This is a genomic window from Nocardia sp. NPDC058640, assembly GCF_042716995.1.
Classification (GTDB): Bacteria; Actinomycetota; Actinomycetes; order Mycobacteriales; family Mycobacteriaceae; genus Nocardia.
Genome location: NZ_JBHXRG010000001.1, coordinates 531,248 through 544,764, shown reverse-complemented (window position 1 = coordinate 544,764; position 13,517 = coordinate 531,248). Strand labels below are relative to the sequence as shown.

The following is a 13,517-nucleotide window of genomic DNA, read 5'->3' as shown; positions in this document are numbered from 1 at the left end:
ACGCGCGGGTCGCCGCCGCAACCGACCCGCTGATCTCGGCGTACGGTGGGCGTTCGGCGGGGGCGTCGCATCCATCGCGGTTGCGACGCCCCTTCGCTGTCTGCGAAGTTTGCTGAAGACTCGCCGGTAGATGAAATCGTGATCTGAACCACTGTTTTCCCTGCTCGCCGGTGGCACGTCCTGGGACTTACCGGATGGGAATTACATCCGTGCGACTCGCAACACCTTGTGTTGTTCCCATCTGTCGGCCACTAGGTGTAGTGTCTGTCGTACTGGAAGACGGTGTGGAGCCACCACTGATCGGGCCCAAGGGAAGGGGTTGCGAGCAGGGCTTTCTCCGCTGGATCCAGGAGTTTGCGCAGCATCACCGTTCGTGCATTGCATACGGATCACAGGCTGTGGATCAGGCAGAGGAGAGAGGGACACTCATGACCGTCACCGTGTACACCAAGCCCGCTTGCGTGCAGTGCAACGCCACCTACAAGGCGCTCGACAAGGTCGGGGTGGACTACAACGTCATCGACATCTCCGAGAACGACGAGGCGCGTGACTTCGTCATGGCGCTGGGCTACCTGCAGGCGCCGATCGTCGTCGCGGGTGACGATCACTGGTCGGGCTTCCGTCCCGACCGCATCAAAGCGCTCGCCGTCGCGGCTGCATAATAGTCACCGACGCGAAGCGTTCCTCAGATGCGCATGGCCGGAGCGCAGGCGGAGGTACGCGTAGTTCGCGCCGGTTCGCCGGTAAGGAGGCGCCATGCCCGAGCAGATGACTCCGGGCGGGCTGGTCTACTTCTCCAGCGCTTCGGAGAACACCCATCGCTTCGTCGAGAAGCTGGAACTTCCGGCAACTCGACTACCACTGCACACTTCTGAAACGCTGCGGATCGACGCACCCTACGTGCTGATCACCCCCACTTACGGCGGTGGTCGGCACGTGATGGGTGGGCAACGTCCCGACAAGGACCTCGTTCCGCGGCAAGTCGCCAAGTTCCTCAACGACCCACACAACCGCGCGCTGCTGCGCGGAGTGATCGCGGCCGGCAACACGAACTTCGGCGATACCTATTGCGTTGCAGGAGACATCATCTCGCAAAAATGCGGGGTGCCGTATCTGTATCGCTTCGAACTCATGGGAAACGCTGAGGACGTCGCGCGCGTCCGAGAGGGATTGGGATTGTTTTGGCAACAGCAACCACAGCACCGGCAGGCAAGTCAGCACGCCTAGAGCAGTCGGCGGTGCGCGGCGAGACCGGCGAGGTCATGGACTACCACTCGCTCAACGCCATGCTGAACCTGTACGGGCCCAACGGTGAGATCCAGTTCGACAAGGATCGCGAAGCCGCGAACCAGTACTTCCTTCAGCACGTGAACCAGAACACGGTGTTCTTCCACAACCTGGACGAGAAGCTGGACTACCTGGTCAAGGAGAACTACTACGAGACCGAGGTGCTCGACCAGTACAGTCGCTCCTTCGTCAAGAAGCTGTTCCAGCAGGCCTACGCCAAGAAGTTCCGGTTCCCGACCTTCCTCGGCGCGTTCAAGTACTACACCTCGTACACGCTGAAGACCTTCGACGGCAAGCGCTACCTGGAGCGTTTCGAAGACCGCGTCTGCATGGTCGCTCTGACCCTGGCCGCGGGCGACGAGGTGCTGGCGAGCAACCTGGTCGACGAGATCATCGACGGCCGCTTCCAGCCCGCCACCCCCACGTTCCTCAACTCCGGCAAGAAGCAGCGCGGCGAGCCCGTGTCCTGCTTCCTGCTGCGCATCGAGGACAACATGGAGTCCATCGGGCGCTCCATCAACTCCGCGCTGCAGCTGTCCAAGCGCGGTGGCGGTGTCGCGTTGCTGCTGAGCAACATTCGTGAGCACGGTGCGCCGATCAAGAAGATCGAGAACCAGTCTTCCGGTGTCATCCCGATCATGAAACTGCTCGAGGACTCGTTCTCCTACGCGAACCAGCTGGGTGCGCGGCAGGGTGCGGGTGCGGTGTATCTGCACGCGCACCACCCCGACATCTACCGCTTCCTCGACACCAAGCGCGAGAACGCGGACGAGAAGATCCGTATCAAGACACTGTCTTTGGGTGTGGTGATCCCCGACATCACTTTCGAGCTGGCGAAGAAGAACGAGGACATGTACCTGTTCTCGCCCTACGACGTCGAGCGCATCTACGGTGTGCCGTTCGCCGATGTGAACGTCACCGAGAAGTACCACGAGATGGTCGACGACAAGCGCATCCGCAAGTCGAAGATCAAGGCGCGCGAGTTCTTTCAGACGCTGGCCGAGCTGCAGTTCGAGTCGGGCTACCCGTACATCATGTTCGAGGACACGGTGAACCGGGCCAACCCCATCGCGGGCAAGATCACCCACTCGAACCTGTGCTCGGAGATCCTGCAGGTCTCCACCCCGTCGGAATTCAACGACGACCTGTCGTATTCCACGGTGGGCAAGGACATTTCGTGCAACCTGGGTTCGCTCAATATCGCCAAGGCGATGGACTCGCCCGACTTCGGGCAGACCATCGAGACCTCGATCCGCGCGCTGACCGCGGTGTCGGATCAGACCCACATCTACTCGGTGCCCTCGATCGAGCAGGGCAACAACGAGTCTCACGCCATCGGCCTGGGTCAGATGAACCTGCACGGATACCTGGCGCGTGAACGGGTCCACTACGGGTCCGAAGAAGGCATCGACTTCACCAACATCTACTTCTACACCGTTGTCTACCATGCGATTCGGTCGTCGAACCTGATCGCCAAGGAGCGCGGCACCGCCTTCGGTGGATTCGCCGACTCCAAGTACGCCAGCGGCGAATACTTCGACAAGTACACCGAGCAGGCCTGGGTTCCCAAGACCGACAAGGTGACCCAGATGTTCGCCGACGCCGGCGTGCGCATCCCCACTCAGGACGACTGGCGTCTGCTCAAGGCGTCGGTGCAGGAATTCGGCATCTACAACCAGAACCTGCAGGCGGTCCCGCCGACCGGTTCGATCTCCTACATCAACCACTCCACCAGCTCGATCCACCCGGTGGCGTCGAAGATCGAGATCCGCAAGGAAGGCAAGATCGGCCGCGTCTACTACCCGGCCCCTTACCTGACCAACGACAACCTCGAGTACTACGACGACGCCTACGAAATCGGCTACGAAAAGATCATCGACACCTACGCCGCGGCCACCCAGCACGTGGACCAGGGCCTGTCGCTGACGCTGTTCTTCAAGGACACCGCGACCACCCGCGACATCAACAAGGCCCAGATCTACGCCTGGCGCAAGGGAATCAAGACGCTGTACTACATCCGACTGCGTCAGATGGCTCTCGAGGGGACTGCCGTGGACGGTTGCGTAAGCTGTATGCTATAATGTCGCGGTAAAATTCGGCACGAGGGGGGAATGAGTAAGCCACGAAGTGGTGTGATTTACGGAGTTCGCCTCCGTGCCGAATTTGACTACCGGTATATCGGGCTGACCACGAAATCGGAGAACGTGCGGCTTCGTCAGCACTTCCAAGTCGCCCGCACTGGTCGGAAGACTCCATTCTATGACTGGCTGCGCAAACAGAATCGCGATGATGTAACCGCCGACGTCCTCGATTGGGTCTATGGCCTGAACAATTTGGGTCGCGCGGAGATTGACTGGATTGCGTATCTGCGGAGAGAAGGCCAGCCGCTGCTCAACCTGGCCGACGGTGGACTCGGGCCAAACGGCGTGGTCTGGACTACGGAGATGCGGGAGGCCGCGCGGATTCGCGGGACTGGCCGTCCGGGCGTGCACCGGTTCGGCGCCGAGGCTCCGTTCTACGGGCGTACGCACTCGACTGCACAACGGGCGAAGTGGTCGGCCGAACGCAAGGGCACGAACGCGGGCGAAGCCAATCCAAACTATGGGAAGTTCGGTCCAGAACACCCCGGATTCGGCCGTGTGATGTCGGAGGAGCAGCGTCTGCGCCTATCTGAGATGAGAACCGGCGCGGGAAACCCGAACTACGGGCGGACGGCCAGTGCCGAGACTCGGGCGAAGATGTCTGCTGTTCGGAAGGGGCGTCCGATGCCCTCCAGCAGGCGTAACGCACACACCCGCCATCACACGAATAAGGCTGTGTTCAAAGAATCCTGTGCGTATTGCATCGAGGACCAGGCGAAGCTGGACGCTCCGATCCCTGAAGCCGACAACTGAGCCCGGGCATCGATCGAGCTCTACCGCTGGTTGCAAACGTCGTCGCACTTCGGCGTGAGGGGCGTGAGCCCAGGGCAAGGTCATTGCTAGAGATCGAAGCAGGACCAGCCGCCTCGGAACCACTGGCCGATCAGCTGCCAGGTCGTGGGGTAGGTGCCGTCGGCGTGGCGCAGTCGCAGACCGTAGGAGCACTTGCCGATCGTTGTGCCGGTGAGCCTTTGGATGATCGTGCGGTGCACGAAGGACGCGCCGAGCCAGGCGAGGATGCCGTACAGGACGGCTGTCGTGCCGGGTGCGAGGTACCAGGCGGTGGTGCCGATCGCGGTGTGCAGTGCCATGTCGATGAGGAAGGCGGGGATAACGCCGGTCTCGTCGCCGCCGGAAGTGCGTGCGGTGAGCGGGAATTCATCGTTGGGACGCGTGGTCTCCCGTGTGCCGGACGCCGGTCGCTGGACTGCGTCGTGCTCGTAGCCGCGGTAAGTCGGCGGTGCGGTGTTGCTCATGGGGGTCAGCGTGGTCGATGGCGCTTAACAAGCACCCGGTGTCGACCTTGCTGTGGTGGTTGCACCGCCGTGCTGGTCACAGTCGCGATGAGCGCTGGTGGTGATCGGCCCAAGTCTTGTCGAGCGAGGGGTCGGCGGAGTCGCGAATCTTGTTACCGTGGCCGCGTTTTGCGAGGCACGGTGAGAGGGAATGGATGAAGCGGGCGCTGATGGCACTGACTGTCGGGGGAGTGGCATCGGTGGCGTTGCTGGGGTGTTCGGGGGACGAGCCAGAAGCGGCGCGGCCGTTGTTCGAGCCGTGTGCCGGGGTGGCTGTGGAGGCGCTGCAGAAGGCTGGGGTCGATCCTGCGACGAAAGTGGCGGCTGGTGCGCCTGCGGCGGGGTGGCTGACTTGCGAATGGACCGCGGGGACTTCGCACCTGCGTATCTTCTCTACCTCGCGCGCGATCGAGGAGTTCGAATCCGAGTCGGGGACTGCTGCTTTCGCCGACTTCGCCGTCGCGGGGCGCACTGCCCGGCAGCTCATGAACGCCGCGCCTGCGTCTTGCGATGTCCTGTTCCCCGCGGAGCAGGGGGTGATCCGCATGGTCGTGGTGAACAGCCCTACCCATCAGGGCTCCGACGCGTGCGCCACCCTGCGGCAGATGGGCGAGTCGCTCGTGCCGACCTTCCCGGCGTAAGCCGTGCGGGTTCCTACAACGGTCGGTACATCATGTGCAGGCCCACATAGCCCTGGGTGGGGTGGTGGAAACCTTCGGGGAGGGTGCCGCCGATGCGGAAGCCGATCGACTGATACAGCGCTATCGCGTGGATGTTCGTTTCGACGACGGCGTTGAACTGCATCAGCCGGTAGCCGGCTGCGCGGGCCCACTCGACGGAGTATTCGACCAGGGCGCGGCCGACGCCTTGACCTGAGTGGGCGGGGTCGACCAGGTAGGTCGCGCTGGCGACATGTGCGCCGTTGCCCATGTGGTTTCGGTTCATTTTCGCTGTGCCCAGAATCGTGCTGTGCTCGTTTACGGCGACGACCGTCCGGTTCGGGGGAGTCTGATACCACCAGTCTTTCGCGTCATCGACAGCGAGACCCGTTGGGTAGGTGAGAGTTTCGCCTGCCGCGACGATCTCGTGGAAGAACGGCCAGATCGTCGGCCAATCTTCGGGGGTGGCTTCTCTGATCAGCATCGCTTCATCGTAGGGCCGGGATCACCTCGCGTTCGAAGAGTTCGATGCCGGAGGTGTCGTAGGCGGCTTCGGGGAAGTTGAGGATGGAGTAGCCGAGGCCGAGATTCTTCAGCTCCGTGAGGCGTTCGATGATCTGTTCGGGGGTGCCTGCGGCGGCGCTGGTCGCGAATTGTTCGTGGACATAGGCTTTCGCTTCGTCGGCGCCGAGGAAGGGGGTGAAGCGTTCGATGACGGTCGAGATTCGTTCTTGTACTTCGGTTTCGGTGGTGCCGACGATGGCGTTGAAGTTGGAGCTGCGGGTGATCGCGGCGAAATCGGTGCCGACCTCGGCGCAGTGTTGGCGCAGGATGTCGGACTTGCGGGTGAACTCTTCGGGCTGGCCGCTGAAGTTGGTGTAGTTCGCGTATTTCGCCGCGATGCGCAGGGTCTTCTTCTCGCCGCCGCCCGCGACCCAGATCGGAATCCCGTTCTCCTGCAAGGGGCGTGGGTGCACGATGGCGTCGTCGACCTGGTAGTACTTGCCGTCGAGGGTGGTGCGGCCGGTCTGCCAGGCCTGGCGGAAGATCTGAACGCCTTCGTCGAGGCGGCCGAGGCGCTCACCGGCGGACGGGAACCCGTAACCGTATGCGCGCCACTCGTGTTCGTACCAGCCGCCGCCGATGCCCATCTCCACCCGGCCGCCCGAGATGAGGTCGACGGTGGCGGCCACCTTGGCCAGGTAGGCGGGGTTGCGGTAGCTCATGGCAGTACACATCTGGCCCAGCCGCACCCGGGACGTGGTGGCCGCGAACGCCGCCATCAGCGTCCACGCCTCGTGGGTCGCCTCGTCGGTGGGCACGGGCACGGTGTGGAAGTGGTCGTAGACCCAGATCGACTCCCACTCGGTGCCCGCGTCGAACCGCTGAGCCAACTCGCGCATCACCGACCACTGATCGGCCGGTTCGATACCGACCAGATCCAGCCGCCAGCCCTGGGGAACGAAGATGCCGAAGCGCACAGGTTTTCTCCTGGAGTCATAGAACCCGAGCGGCGCCACCCGCCGCGTCTGTCGAACTCCACTGTTCCACTTCCGCACGCCAAGGCAACCATTCCACGCGCCCCGCGCTGAACCCTGGACCGGCCGTTATGCGCCGAAATTCACTTGGCACGCGGCGCAAACCCGGGCATGCTCACTGTCGTATGAACAATATTTCCCCACCCCGCCTCGGCATCGACTTCGGCCGGGTGATCCAGGGGGCCGCGCTCACACCGGGCGCCGCGGACACTGCGTTCCTGTCGGGCGGCTTCGACGAAGCGATGAGCACCCCGCCCAGCCCCGACGCCTTCGACGTACTCGCCCGGCTGGTCGACCGAGTGGACGGCAACGCCTGGGTGATCTCGAAATGCGGCCCGCGCATCGAGCAGCGAACCCGGCAGTGGCTCGACCACCACGACTTCGCCGCCCGCACCGGCATCCCCCGAGAACACTTGCGCTTCTGCAGAACTCGCGCCGACAAGGCCCCGCACTGCGCCGAACTCGGCATCACCCACATGATCGACGACCGGCTCGACGTGCACCGTTTCCCGCGCGACCTCGTGCCGCGGTTGTACCTGTTCGGTGCACAGACCGGGCAGGTCCCCGAATGGGTGACCCACACGCCCGACTGGCCTGCGGTCGAGCGTGCGATCGGTGCCGATCTGGATCAGGCGTTCGGGTCGCCGTAGGAGGCGGCGATGTCCTTGCTGCTCGGCCAGCGGCTGTAGGTCGGGGATTGGGGCCAGCCTTCCGGCAAGCCCTGCTGCGCGCGGTCTCGGCCGCGATCGAGGCCAGGATGGCCGCGGCGATGGTGCGCAGCCCGGCGGCGCCGCGGGCGAGCTTGCGCGCGGTCGGCCTCGGCTATATCGGCTTCGCGCTGACCGAACCGGGCTGGTTCGCCGTCGCGTTCTTCGGCGCGGGCGACACCTCGCCCGAGTCGGTCGTCGATTCGCCCGCCTACCTCGCGCTCGCCGACGCGCTCGACATGATGGTGCACATCGGCGACCTCGCCCCCGCCGCACGCCCCGGCGCCACCTGGAGTTGCTGGTCGACCGTGCACGGATTCGCGGAACTGGCGTTGCGCGGGCCGCTGCGGCATCTGGACCGCGCCGAACTGTGGCCGCTCGCCGAACAGGCCGTCGACACCGTCATCGCGGGACTGCCGTCGGCGGTGTGACCGGTGCCACTGTGACCAGTGGTACGCAAGGTCGAGATGAAACGCGTGGGCCCGGCATGTAGTCTCGTGAGTGGAAGGGTGTGCCCGGGTGGGCACTCCAAGCGATCCGCGGAGCAATCACCCGCGGCGACTGCGAGGAGGTGGGGTTGCGATGCGCAACGAACCCCCCAGTCGAAGGCCGCGCGGCGTCGCCCCTTCGTCCTCGCACCACATTTCCTGACCTGTTCGGTCCGGCCGGTGCGTGATGGCTCCGGCGGTGGACGCCCCGCGGTGTGAACCACCGTCACCGTTCACTTTCTCGCACCCGGTCGCCGGGATGCGCGCCGTCACGCCAGAGGACTGCCTCATGTCGAACGTCGATCTCATCACCACCCGTCACGTTTCCACCGAAACCGTTGTGCCCGAGGCGATCACGCCCGAGCGCACGCCCATCGAAGACCACGCCGTCACCGAGGCGCTGGAAGTCCTGTCCGAATCGGTGCGCGATATCGTCGAAACGCACCGGGTCTGCGGCGGTCTCGACTGGCTCGACAACCGCCCGCCGCACGTCATCGCCGACGTGCTGGCCCGCATGGACGCCGTGCAGGCCGGTGTGGTGTTCCGGCTGCTGGACAAGGATCGCGCGCTGAGCGTGTTCGAAGAGCTGGAGCCGATCGACCAGCAGCAGATCCTGCAAGGCTTGCGCGAGAAGAGCTTTCGCGACCTCGTCGAGGCGATGGACCCCGACGACCGTGCCCGCATGTTGCACGAGGCACCCGCCAAAGTCGCCAAGAAAGTACTGGCCGGGCTGAGCCCGCGCGAGCGTCGGATGACCGCCACCCTGCTGGGCTACCCCGAGGGCTCGGTCGGGCTGTACATGACGCCGGAAGTTGTTGCGCTGCCGGACAATCTGACCGTCGCGCAGGCGCTGGGTTGTGTCCGGGCCAAGGGCGGAAACGCCGAAACCGTGTACACGCTGCCCGTGGTGGATCGCGGTCGTCGGCTCACCGGCATCGTCGAACTGCGCGAGCTGGTACTGCACTCGCCCGACGCGATGGTGTCCGAGCTCGTGGTCACCGAACCGCCGTTCGTGCGCGCCACCGATTCCGCGGAGAAGGCCGCCCGGCTGATGAGTTCCACCAACCTCATCAACCTGGTGGTCGTCGACAGCGAGGACCGGGTGGTCGGGCTGCTCACCATCGACGACGCGATGGAGGTGCTGGAAGCCGCCGACAGCGAGGACGTGGCCAAGCAGGCCGGTTCGGCGCCCTGGGAAGGCCACTACATGGCCGCCAAGGTGTTCCAGCTGGCGCGCTACCGGGCGCTGTGGTTGATGCTGCTGCTGTTCGCGGCCACGCTGACCGTGAGTGTCACCGACATGTTCGCCACCACGCTCGAGCAGGCGGCGAGCCTGGCGCTGTTCATTCCGCTGCTGATCGGCGCGGGTGGCAACGCCGGTGCGCAGGCCGCGACCGCATGCGTGCGCGCGCTGGCCGTGGGCGAGGTACGGGCCTCTGATCTGTTCAAGGTGATCTGGCGCGAATGCCGGGTCGGGCTGGTGCTGGGCAGCATGTTGGCCGCGGCCGGTCTGCTGATCGGCACGGTGTTCGTCGGGCCGAAGATCGCGATCGTGGTGGCCATCACGCTGGTGGTCATCTGCGGCTGGGCGGCGACCATCGGCGGCACGATGCCGTTGCTGGCCAAGAAGTTTCGCATCGACCCCGCCGTCGTGTCGGCACCGATGGTGACCACCCTGGTCGACGCGACCGGGCTGATCATCTACTTCACCACCGCCAAGGTGGTGCTGGGAATCTAGCGTTCGGGGAACAGCGTGAGCGCCTTGCCCATGACGTCCTTGGCGACCTCATCGGTTTTGGCGACCACCTCCACCACCGGGATGCGCCTGCCGAACGCGGTGGATTCGGCGGGCAATTCCGGGCCCACGGCCGCGGTGTAGATCGGGATCGAGCTGTCGTAGACCGAGACCGAGCGGTGCACCGTGCGGCCGTCGATGTGGTCTTCGGTGCTGTTGGCGGCCAGGTACTCGGGCACCCGGTATTCGTAGCTGACGGTGATCTTCTCGCCGCGATAGCTGAACAGGCACTGGGTCAGCCGCTGCTCGTCGTCGGGGACGGCGTCGGCCAGTTTCGTGCGGACCGTGCACGGGTCGGCGCCCAGCAGCACCGTCGGCGCGGTGTCGGGGGAGGTGCCCTGCTTCGGGGACTGACGCCAGCGGTCCAACATTCCCGGCAGCAGTTCGTCGGCGACCGTGCACGGATTCTTGCCGGGGGTGGACAGGCCGAGGTAGAACGCGGCGCTGGACGGGAACTGGGCGGTCGCGCCGCACGCGCGCGGTTCGCCGGTGTCGCGGTCGGGGATGGTGCGGGCGGTCACGTCGCCGATCTGGCGCACGAAGCCCTTGGTGCTGGTGGACGCCGAACTCAACAGGGTGGCGTGCCAGGTCAGCGTGGAGCCCTCGCCGGGTTTGTCGCTGCCGAGAACGGCCCGGCACGAATCCAAACCGACGGTCACGCTCTTCACTTCGCCGACCTTCGCGAGGGTCTCGCGCGGCAGCAGCGCGCACACGTCGACCTGGCGGGTGGCCTGGGCGACCTCGTCGCGTTGCTGCTGATTCTGTGGGACCTGCGACCAGAACTCCGGTGGCTGGGCGGGAATCACCGGCGGGGGCGGCGGGGGCAACTTCGCGTAATCGGGTGGTTTGCCCGCGTCGTCGCTGCCGCACGCTGCGCACAGCAGCAACGCGGCAGCCAGCATCATCCTGCGATACATCCGCACCCCTGTCCTCGACAGAACCGGGCCAGGACTCGCGCCCGACCACCGAGTCTGCCCGGCGCGGCAACCCGCGCGCAAACATCGCGGCAGGTCGTTCCCAGAACGTTGTCTCAGGGGGTCGGCGACGCGGTCTCAGCGCGCTGGCGACGCGGTCTCAGAGCATCAGAGACGTTGTTCTCAGGGGATCAGCGGCAGGGTTTCGCGCATGACTTTCTCCGCGACAGCGGCATCGGCGATGACCGAGACGGTCGGCACGCGTCGACCCAGCAGCGCGTCGGTGGGCCCTGGCGCCAGGCCGGGCCCGACCACCGCCGACAACGACGCCAAGTCCGACTGGGCCGTATCGAACCGGTACACCTGCCGCGCACCCACGGTGAACGCGGGAGTGTCGTCGATGATCGACCGTTCCTCGTTGTAGTCGACCGTCACGATCGCGGCCTGCCCACCCACAGCCAACTTGCACGTGGTGACACCCTGATCGGCCACCGGCACCTCGACACCGAGAAGCGGCGCGACTGCGCACGGATCAGCCCCGGTGATCACCGTCCGATCCGAATCCGGCGACGACCCCTGCGCCGGTTCCTTACGCCACTGGTTCAACGCGATCCGCACCAGCGCCTTCGCCGACGTGCAGGCATCCTGCGGCGCACGCACACTCAACGACAGATCCGCCCCCGCCTCGAACCGTGCCCACGCCTGACAGGCCCCCCGCACCTGCGGATCAGCCGACGCCGGGAGCTCGGCATTGAACAGCACCCGCACATCGCCCATGGTCTCCTCGTCCACCGGCCCGTCCATGCTCGGCTCACCCTCGAACATCACCCCGGTACTCCAGGTCGCGTCGATCCCGGTGAGATGCCCGTCGACAGCGATGCTGAGCCGGCACTGATTCGGATGCACGTTCTCGACATCCCGCACGGTCCCCAGCGTCCCCAACGCCGCACGAGGCAGCAACGCACACACATCGATCGCCCTGACCTTGCGCACCACCGCGAGCTTGTCCTGATCGGAAACCGCTGCGGTAGACCAGAATCCGCCTCTGGGCATGGAGTCCGGTGCGGGTTCGCTTCCGCAGGCGGCCAACAGCAATGCCGCAGCAAGCAGAATGAGCTGTCGCACAGGGGTTCTCCTCGTCTGGATCAGGTGGCGGGCAAGGGCGTGAGAACGTGCCGCATCACGTCCTCGGCGACGTCGGGAGTTCAACCCCCATCGACGCGATCGCATCGAAGACCCCTTCGCGCGGGACAGCTCCCGCTCCTACAGACCCGCTACGGTGCCCAGTGTGCCGGAACGGCGCCCCGCTGCCGCACCGGGCCCATACGTCCCCGCAGCGACGGCGACCGCACAGTGCCGGGCAATGGTGACGCTCAGTGAACGAGGCGGGTCCGGCAGTGGTGACGCTCACCGGGTGAGGCGGTGTTGGTTCGCATGTGGCGAATCACTGGCGGTGCGATGGTGGTGTGTCGGGGATCGTGCCGCACAATGGGGGCCGCGTGTGTGGTGCGGGTGTTCGGCCGGTCAGGTCGGGTTCTGCGTGCCGCAACACAAGCTGTAGTGCTCACTGAGACTGTCACCCACTACGAGTAGTGTTCTGGGTGAACAGGCTCGTGCGCGGCGGCAGGTGCGGGTCAACAGGTCTGGCGGAAAGGTGTGGAGGCGGAATGAAGCTCATCGATCGGGCGTCGGCCATCAATTGGAATCGGGTGCCCGATGAGAAGGATGCCGAGGTCTGGGATCGGCTGACCGGTAACTTCTGGTTGCCCGAGAAGGTCCCGGTGTCCAACGACATCCCGTCGTGGAACACCCTCACGCCCGACGAGAAGCAGCTCACCATGCGGGTGTTCACCGGCCTGACGCTGCTGGACACCATCCAGGGCACCGTCGGCGCGGTCTCGCTGATCCCCGACGCGATCACCCCGCACGAGCAGGCGGTGTACACCAACATCGCGTTCATGGAGTCGGTGCACGCCAAGAGCTACAGCTCGATCTTCTCCACCCTGTGCTCCACCAAGGAGATCGACGAGGCGTTCCGCTGGTCGGAGGAGAACCGCAACCTGCAGCGCAAGGCCGAGATCGTCCTCGGCTACTACAACGGCGACGACCCGCTCAAGCGCAAGGTGGCCTCCACCCTGCTGGAGAGTTTCCTGTTCTACTCCGGCTTCTACCTGCCGATGCACTGGTCCTCGCGGGCCAAGCTCACCAACACCGCCGACATGATCCGCCTGATCATCCGCGACGAGGCCGTGCACGGCTACTACATCGGCTACAAGTACCAGAAGGGCCTCGAGCAGGTCACCCAGGCCGAGCGCGACGAGCTGAAGAACTACACCTTCGAGCTGCTGTTCGAGCTCTACGACAACGAAGTCGACTACACCCAGGACCTGTACGACGAGGTCGGCCTCACCGAGGACGTCAAGAAGTTCCTGCGCTACAACGCCAACAAGGCGCTGATGAACCTCGGCTACGAGGGCCTGTTCCCCAAGGACGAGTGCGAGGTGAACCCGGCGATCCTGTCGGCGCTGTCGCCCAACGCCGACGAGAACCACGACTTCTTCTCCGGCTCGGGTTCCAGTTACGTCATCGGCAAGGCGATCAACACCGAAGACGAGGACTGGGAGTTCTGAAAACCTGCCGTATTCGCACACTTCTCGCCGCCGGTCGAAATACCGACAGACAGTGTGCGAATA

The 13,517-nt window shown here is 65.0% G+C and carries 14 protein-coding genes and 1 pseudogene; 9 read left to right on the top strand and 6 right to left on the bottom strand.

All coding sequences use genetic code 11. The annotated features are described in order from the left end of the window. Positions 1-428: 428 nt before the first annotated feature. The 4 genes from nrdH to ACFWU5_RS02645 all read left to right on the top strand — a co-directional run bounded on the left by nrdH (position 429) and on the right by ACFWU5_RS02645 (position 4,181). Complete coding sequence (gene nrdH, locus ACFWU5_RS02660) at positions 429-662, top strand: glutaredoxin-like protein NrdH (protein ID WP_379240450.1); 234 nt, start codon at positions 429-431, stop codon at positions 660-662. Between the two features lie 94 nt (positions 663-756). Then, entirely contained in the window at positions 757-1,227 is a 471-nt protein-coding gene (gene nrdI / locus ACFWU5_RS02655; RefSeq protein ID WP_379265926.1) for a class Ib ribonucleoside-diphosphate reductase assembly flavoprotein NrdI, read from the top strand. 35 nt (positions 1,228-1,262) lie between these two features. Continuing rightward, positions 1,263-3,368 carry a class 1b ribonucleoside-diphosphate reductase subunit alpha gene (gene nrdE, locus ACFWU5_RS02650; protein WP_379266204.1) on the top strand — a complete coding sequence of 702 codons (2,106 nt, stop codon included), beginning with the start codon at positions 1,263-1,265 and terminating at the stop codon, positions 3,366-3,368. 30 nt (positions 3,369-3,398) lie between these two features. After that, positions 3,399-4,181, top strand: a complete 783-nt coding sequence (locus ACFWU5_RS02645) for an NUMOD3 domain-containing DNA-binding protein (RefSeq protein ID WP_379265925.1) — start codon at positions 3,399-3,401, stop codon at positions 4,179-4,181. 86 nt (positions 4,182-4,267) lie between these two features. Here the strand turns inward: ACFWU5_RS02645 and ACFWU5_RS02640 are convergent, their stop codons facing one another. Further along, on the bottom strand, positions 4,268-4,684 hold the full coding sequence (locus tag ACFWU5_RS02640; protein ID WP_379265924.1) for an RDD family protein: 417 nt from the start codon (positions 4,682-4,684) through the stop codon (positions 4,268-4,270). A 209-nt stretch (positions 4,685-4,893) separates the two neighbouring features. Here ACFWU5_RS02640 and ACFWU5_RS02635 point away from each other — a divergent pair, with 209 nt between their 5' ends. After that, a complete protein-coding gene (locus ACFWU5_RS02635; protein WP_379265923.1) occupies positions 4,894-5,364 on the top strand; it encodes a DUF3558 family protein in 471 nt (156 codons plus the stop codon). 13 nt (positions 5,365-5,377) lie between these two features. Here the strand turns inward: ACFWU5_RS02635 and ACFWU5_RS02630 are convergent, their stop codons facing one another. Beyond that, positions 5,378-5,866 (bottom strand): GNAT family N-acetyltransferase, encoded by a 489-nt coding sequence (locus ACFWU5_RS02630; RefSeq protein ID WP_379265922.1) that lies wholly within the window; start codon positions 5,864-5,866, stop codon positions 5,378-5,380. Between the two features lie 4 nt (positions 5,867-5,870). Beyond that, positions 5,871-6,863, bottom strand: coding sequence for an LLM class F420-dependent oxidoreductase (locus ACFWU5_RS02625; RefSeq protein ID WP_379265921.1), 993 nt, complete (start codon positions 6,861-6,863; stop codon positions 5,871-5,873). Between the two features lie 182 nt (positions 6,864-7,045). Between ACFWU5_RS02625 and ACFWU5_RS02620 the strand changes: the two genes are divergently transcribed. After that, complete coding sequence (locus ACFWU5_RS02620; RefSeq protein WP_379265920.1) at positions 7,046-7,570, top strand: hypothetical protein; 525 nt, start codon at positions 7,046-7,048, stop codon at positions 7,568-7,570. On the opposite strand, the pseudogene ACFWU5_RS02615 reads toward ACFWU5_RS02620, so the two are convergent. Then, a pseudogene (locus ACFWU5_RS02615) lies at positions 7,549-7,662 on the bottom strand (DUF899 domain-containing protein); the annotation flags it as partial. The gene ACFWU5_RS02620 and the pseudogene ACFWU5_RS02615 sit on opposite strands and share 22 nt — an antisense overlap. Positions 7,663-7,677: 15 nt before the next feature. Here ACFWU5_RS02615 and ACFWU5_RS02610 point away from each other — a divergent pair. Beyond that, positions 7,678-8,058 carry a TetR-like C-terminal domain-containing protein gene (locus ACFWU5_RS02610; protein WP_379266203.1) on the top strand — a complete coding sequence of 127 codons (381 nt, stop codon included), beginning with the start codon at positions 7,678-7,680 and terminating at the stop codon, positions 8,056-8,058. 346 nt (positions 8,059-8,404) lie between these two features. Beyond that, a complete protein-coding gene (mgtE, locus tag ACFWU5_RS02605) occupies positions 8,405-9,853 on the top strand; it encodes a magnesium transporter (RefSeq protein ID WP_379265919.1) in 1,449 nt (482 codons plus the stop codon). Here mgtE and ACFWU5_RS02600 read toward each other — a convergent pair. Together ACFWU5_RS02600 and ACFWU5_RS02595 are read right to left on the bottom strand one after the other, a co-directional pair. Then, a complete protein-coding gene (locus ACFWU5_RS02600) occupies positions 9,850-10,827 on the bottom strand; it encodes a peptidase (protein WP_379265918.1) in 978 nt (325 codons plus the stop codon). The genes mgtE and ACFWU5_RS02600 overlap by 4 nt on opposite strands. A gap of 180 nt (positions 10,828-11,007) precedes the next feature. Further along, a complete protein-coding gene (locus ACFWU5_RS02595) occupies positions 11,008-11,949 on the bottom strand; it encodes a hypothetical protein (protein WP_379265917.1) in 942 nt (313 codons plus the stop codon). A 542-nt stretch (positions 11,950-12,491) separates the two neighbouring features. On the opposite strand from ACFWU5_RS02595, the gene nrdF reads away from it, so the two are divergent. Continuing rightward, positions 12,492-13,454: a class 1b ribonucleoside-diphosphate reductase subunit beta gene (gene nrdF, locus ACFWU5_RS02590; protein ID WP_379233549.1), complete on the top strand. Its 963-nt coding sequence runs from the start codon at positions 12,492-12,494 to the stop codon at positions 13,452-13,454. The last annotated feature ends 63 nt before the right edge of the window (positions 13,455-13,517 follow it).

Bases quoted from the DNA above. Each gene is read 5' to 3' on its own strand.
- nrdH (WP_379240450.1), top strand. From the start codon at position 429: ATGACCGTCACCGTGTACACCAAGCCCGCTTGCGTGCAGTGCAACGCC.
- nrdI (WP_379265926.1), top strand. From the start codon at position 757: ATGCCCGAGCAGATGACTCCGGGCGGGCTGGTCTACTTCTCCAGCGCT.
- nrdE (WP_379266204.1), top strand. From the start codon at position 1,263: ATGGACTACCACTCGCTCAACGCCATGCTGAACCTGTACGGGCCCAAC.
- ACFWU5_RS02645 (WP_379265925.1), top strand. From the start codon at position 3,399: ATGAGTAAGCCACGAAGTGGTGTGATTTACGGAGTTCGCCTCCGTGCC.
- ACFWU5_RS02640 (WP_379265924.1), bottom strand. From the start codon at position 4,684: ATGAGCAACACCGCACCGCCGACTTACCGCGGCTACGAGCACGACGCA.
- ACFWU5_RS02635 (WP_379265923.1), top strand. From the start codon at position 4,894: ATGGCACTGACTGTCGGGGGAGTGGCATCGGTGGCGTTGCTGGGGTGT.
- ACFWU5_RS02630 (WP_379265922.1), bottom strand. From the start codon at position 5,866: ATGCTGATCAGAGAAGCCACCCCCGAAGATTGGCCGACGATCTGGCCG.
- ACFWU5_RS02620 (WP_379265920.1), top strand. From the start codon at position 7,046: ATGAACAATATTTCCCCACCCCGCCTCGGCATCGACTTCGGCCGGGTG.
- ACFWU5_RS02610 (WP_379266203.1), top strand. From the start codon at position 7,678: ATGGCCGCGGCGATGGTGCGCAGCCCGGCGGCGCCGCGGGCGAGCTTG.
- mgtE (WP_379265919.1), top strand. From the start codon at position 8,405: ATGTCGAACGTCGATCTCATCACCACCCGTCACGTTTCCACCGAAACC.
- ACFWU5_RS02600 (WP_379265918.1), bottom strand. From the start codon at position 10,827: ATGTATCGCAGGATGATGCTGGCTGCCGCGTTGCTGCTGTGCGCAGCG.
- nrdF (WP_379233549.1), top strand. From the start codon at position 12,492: ATGAAGCTCATCGATCGGGCGTCGGCCATCAATTGGAATCGGGTGCCC.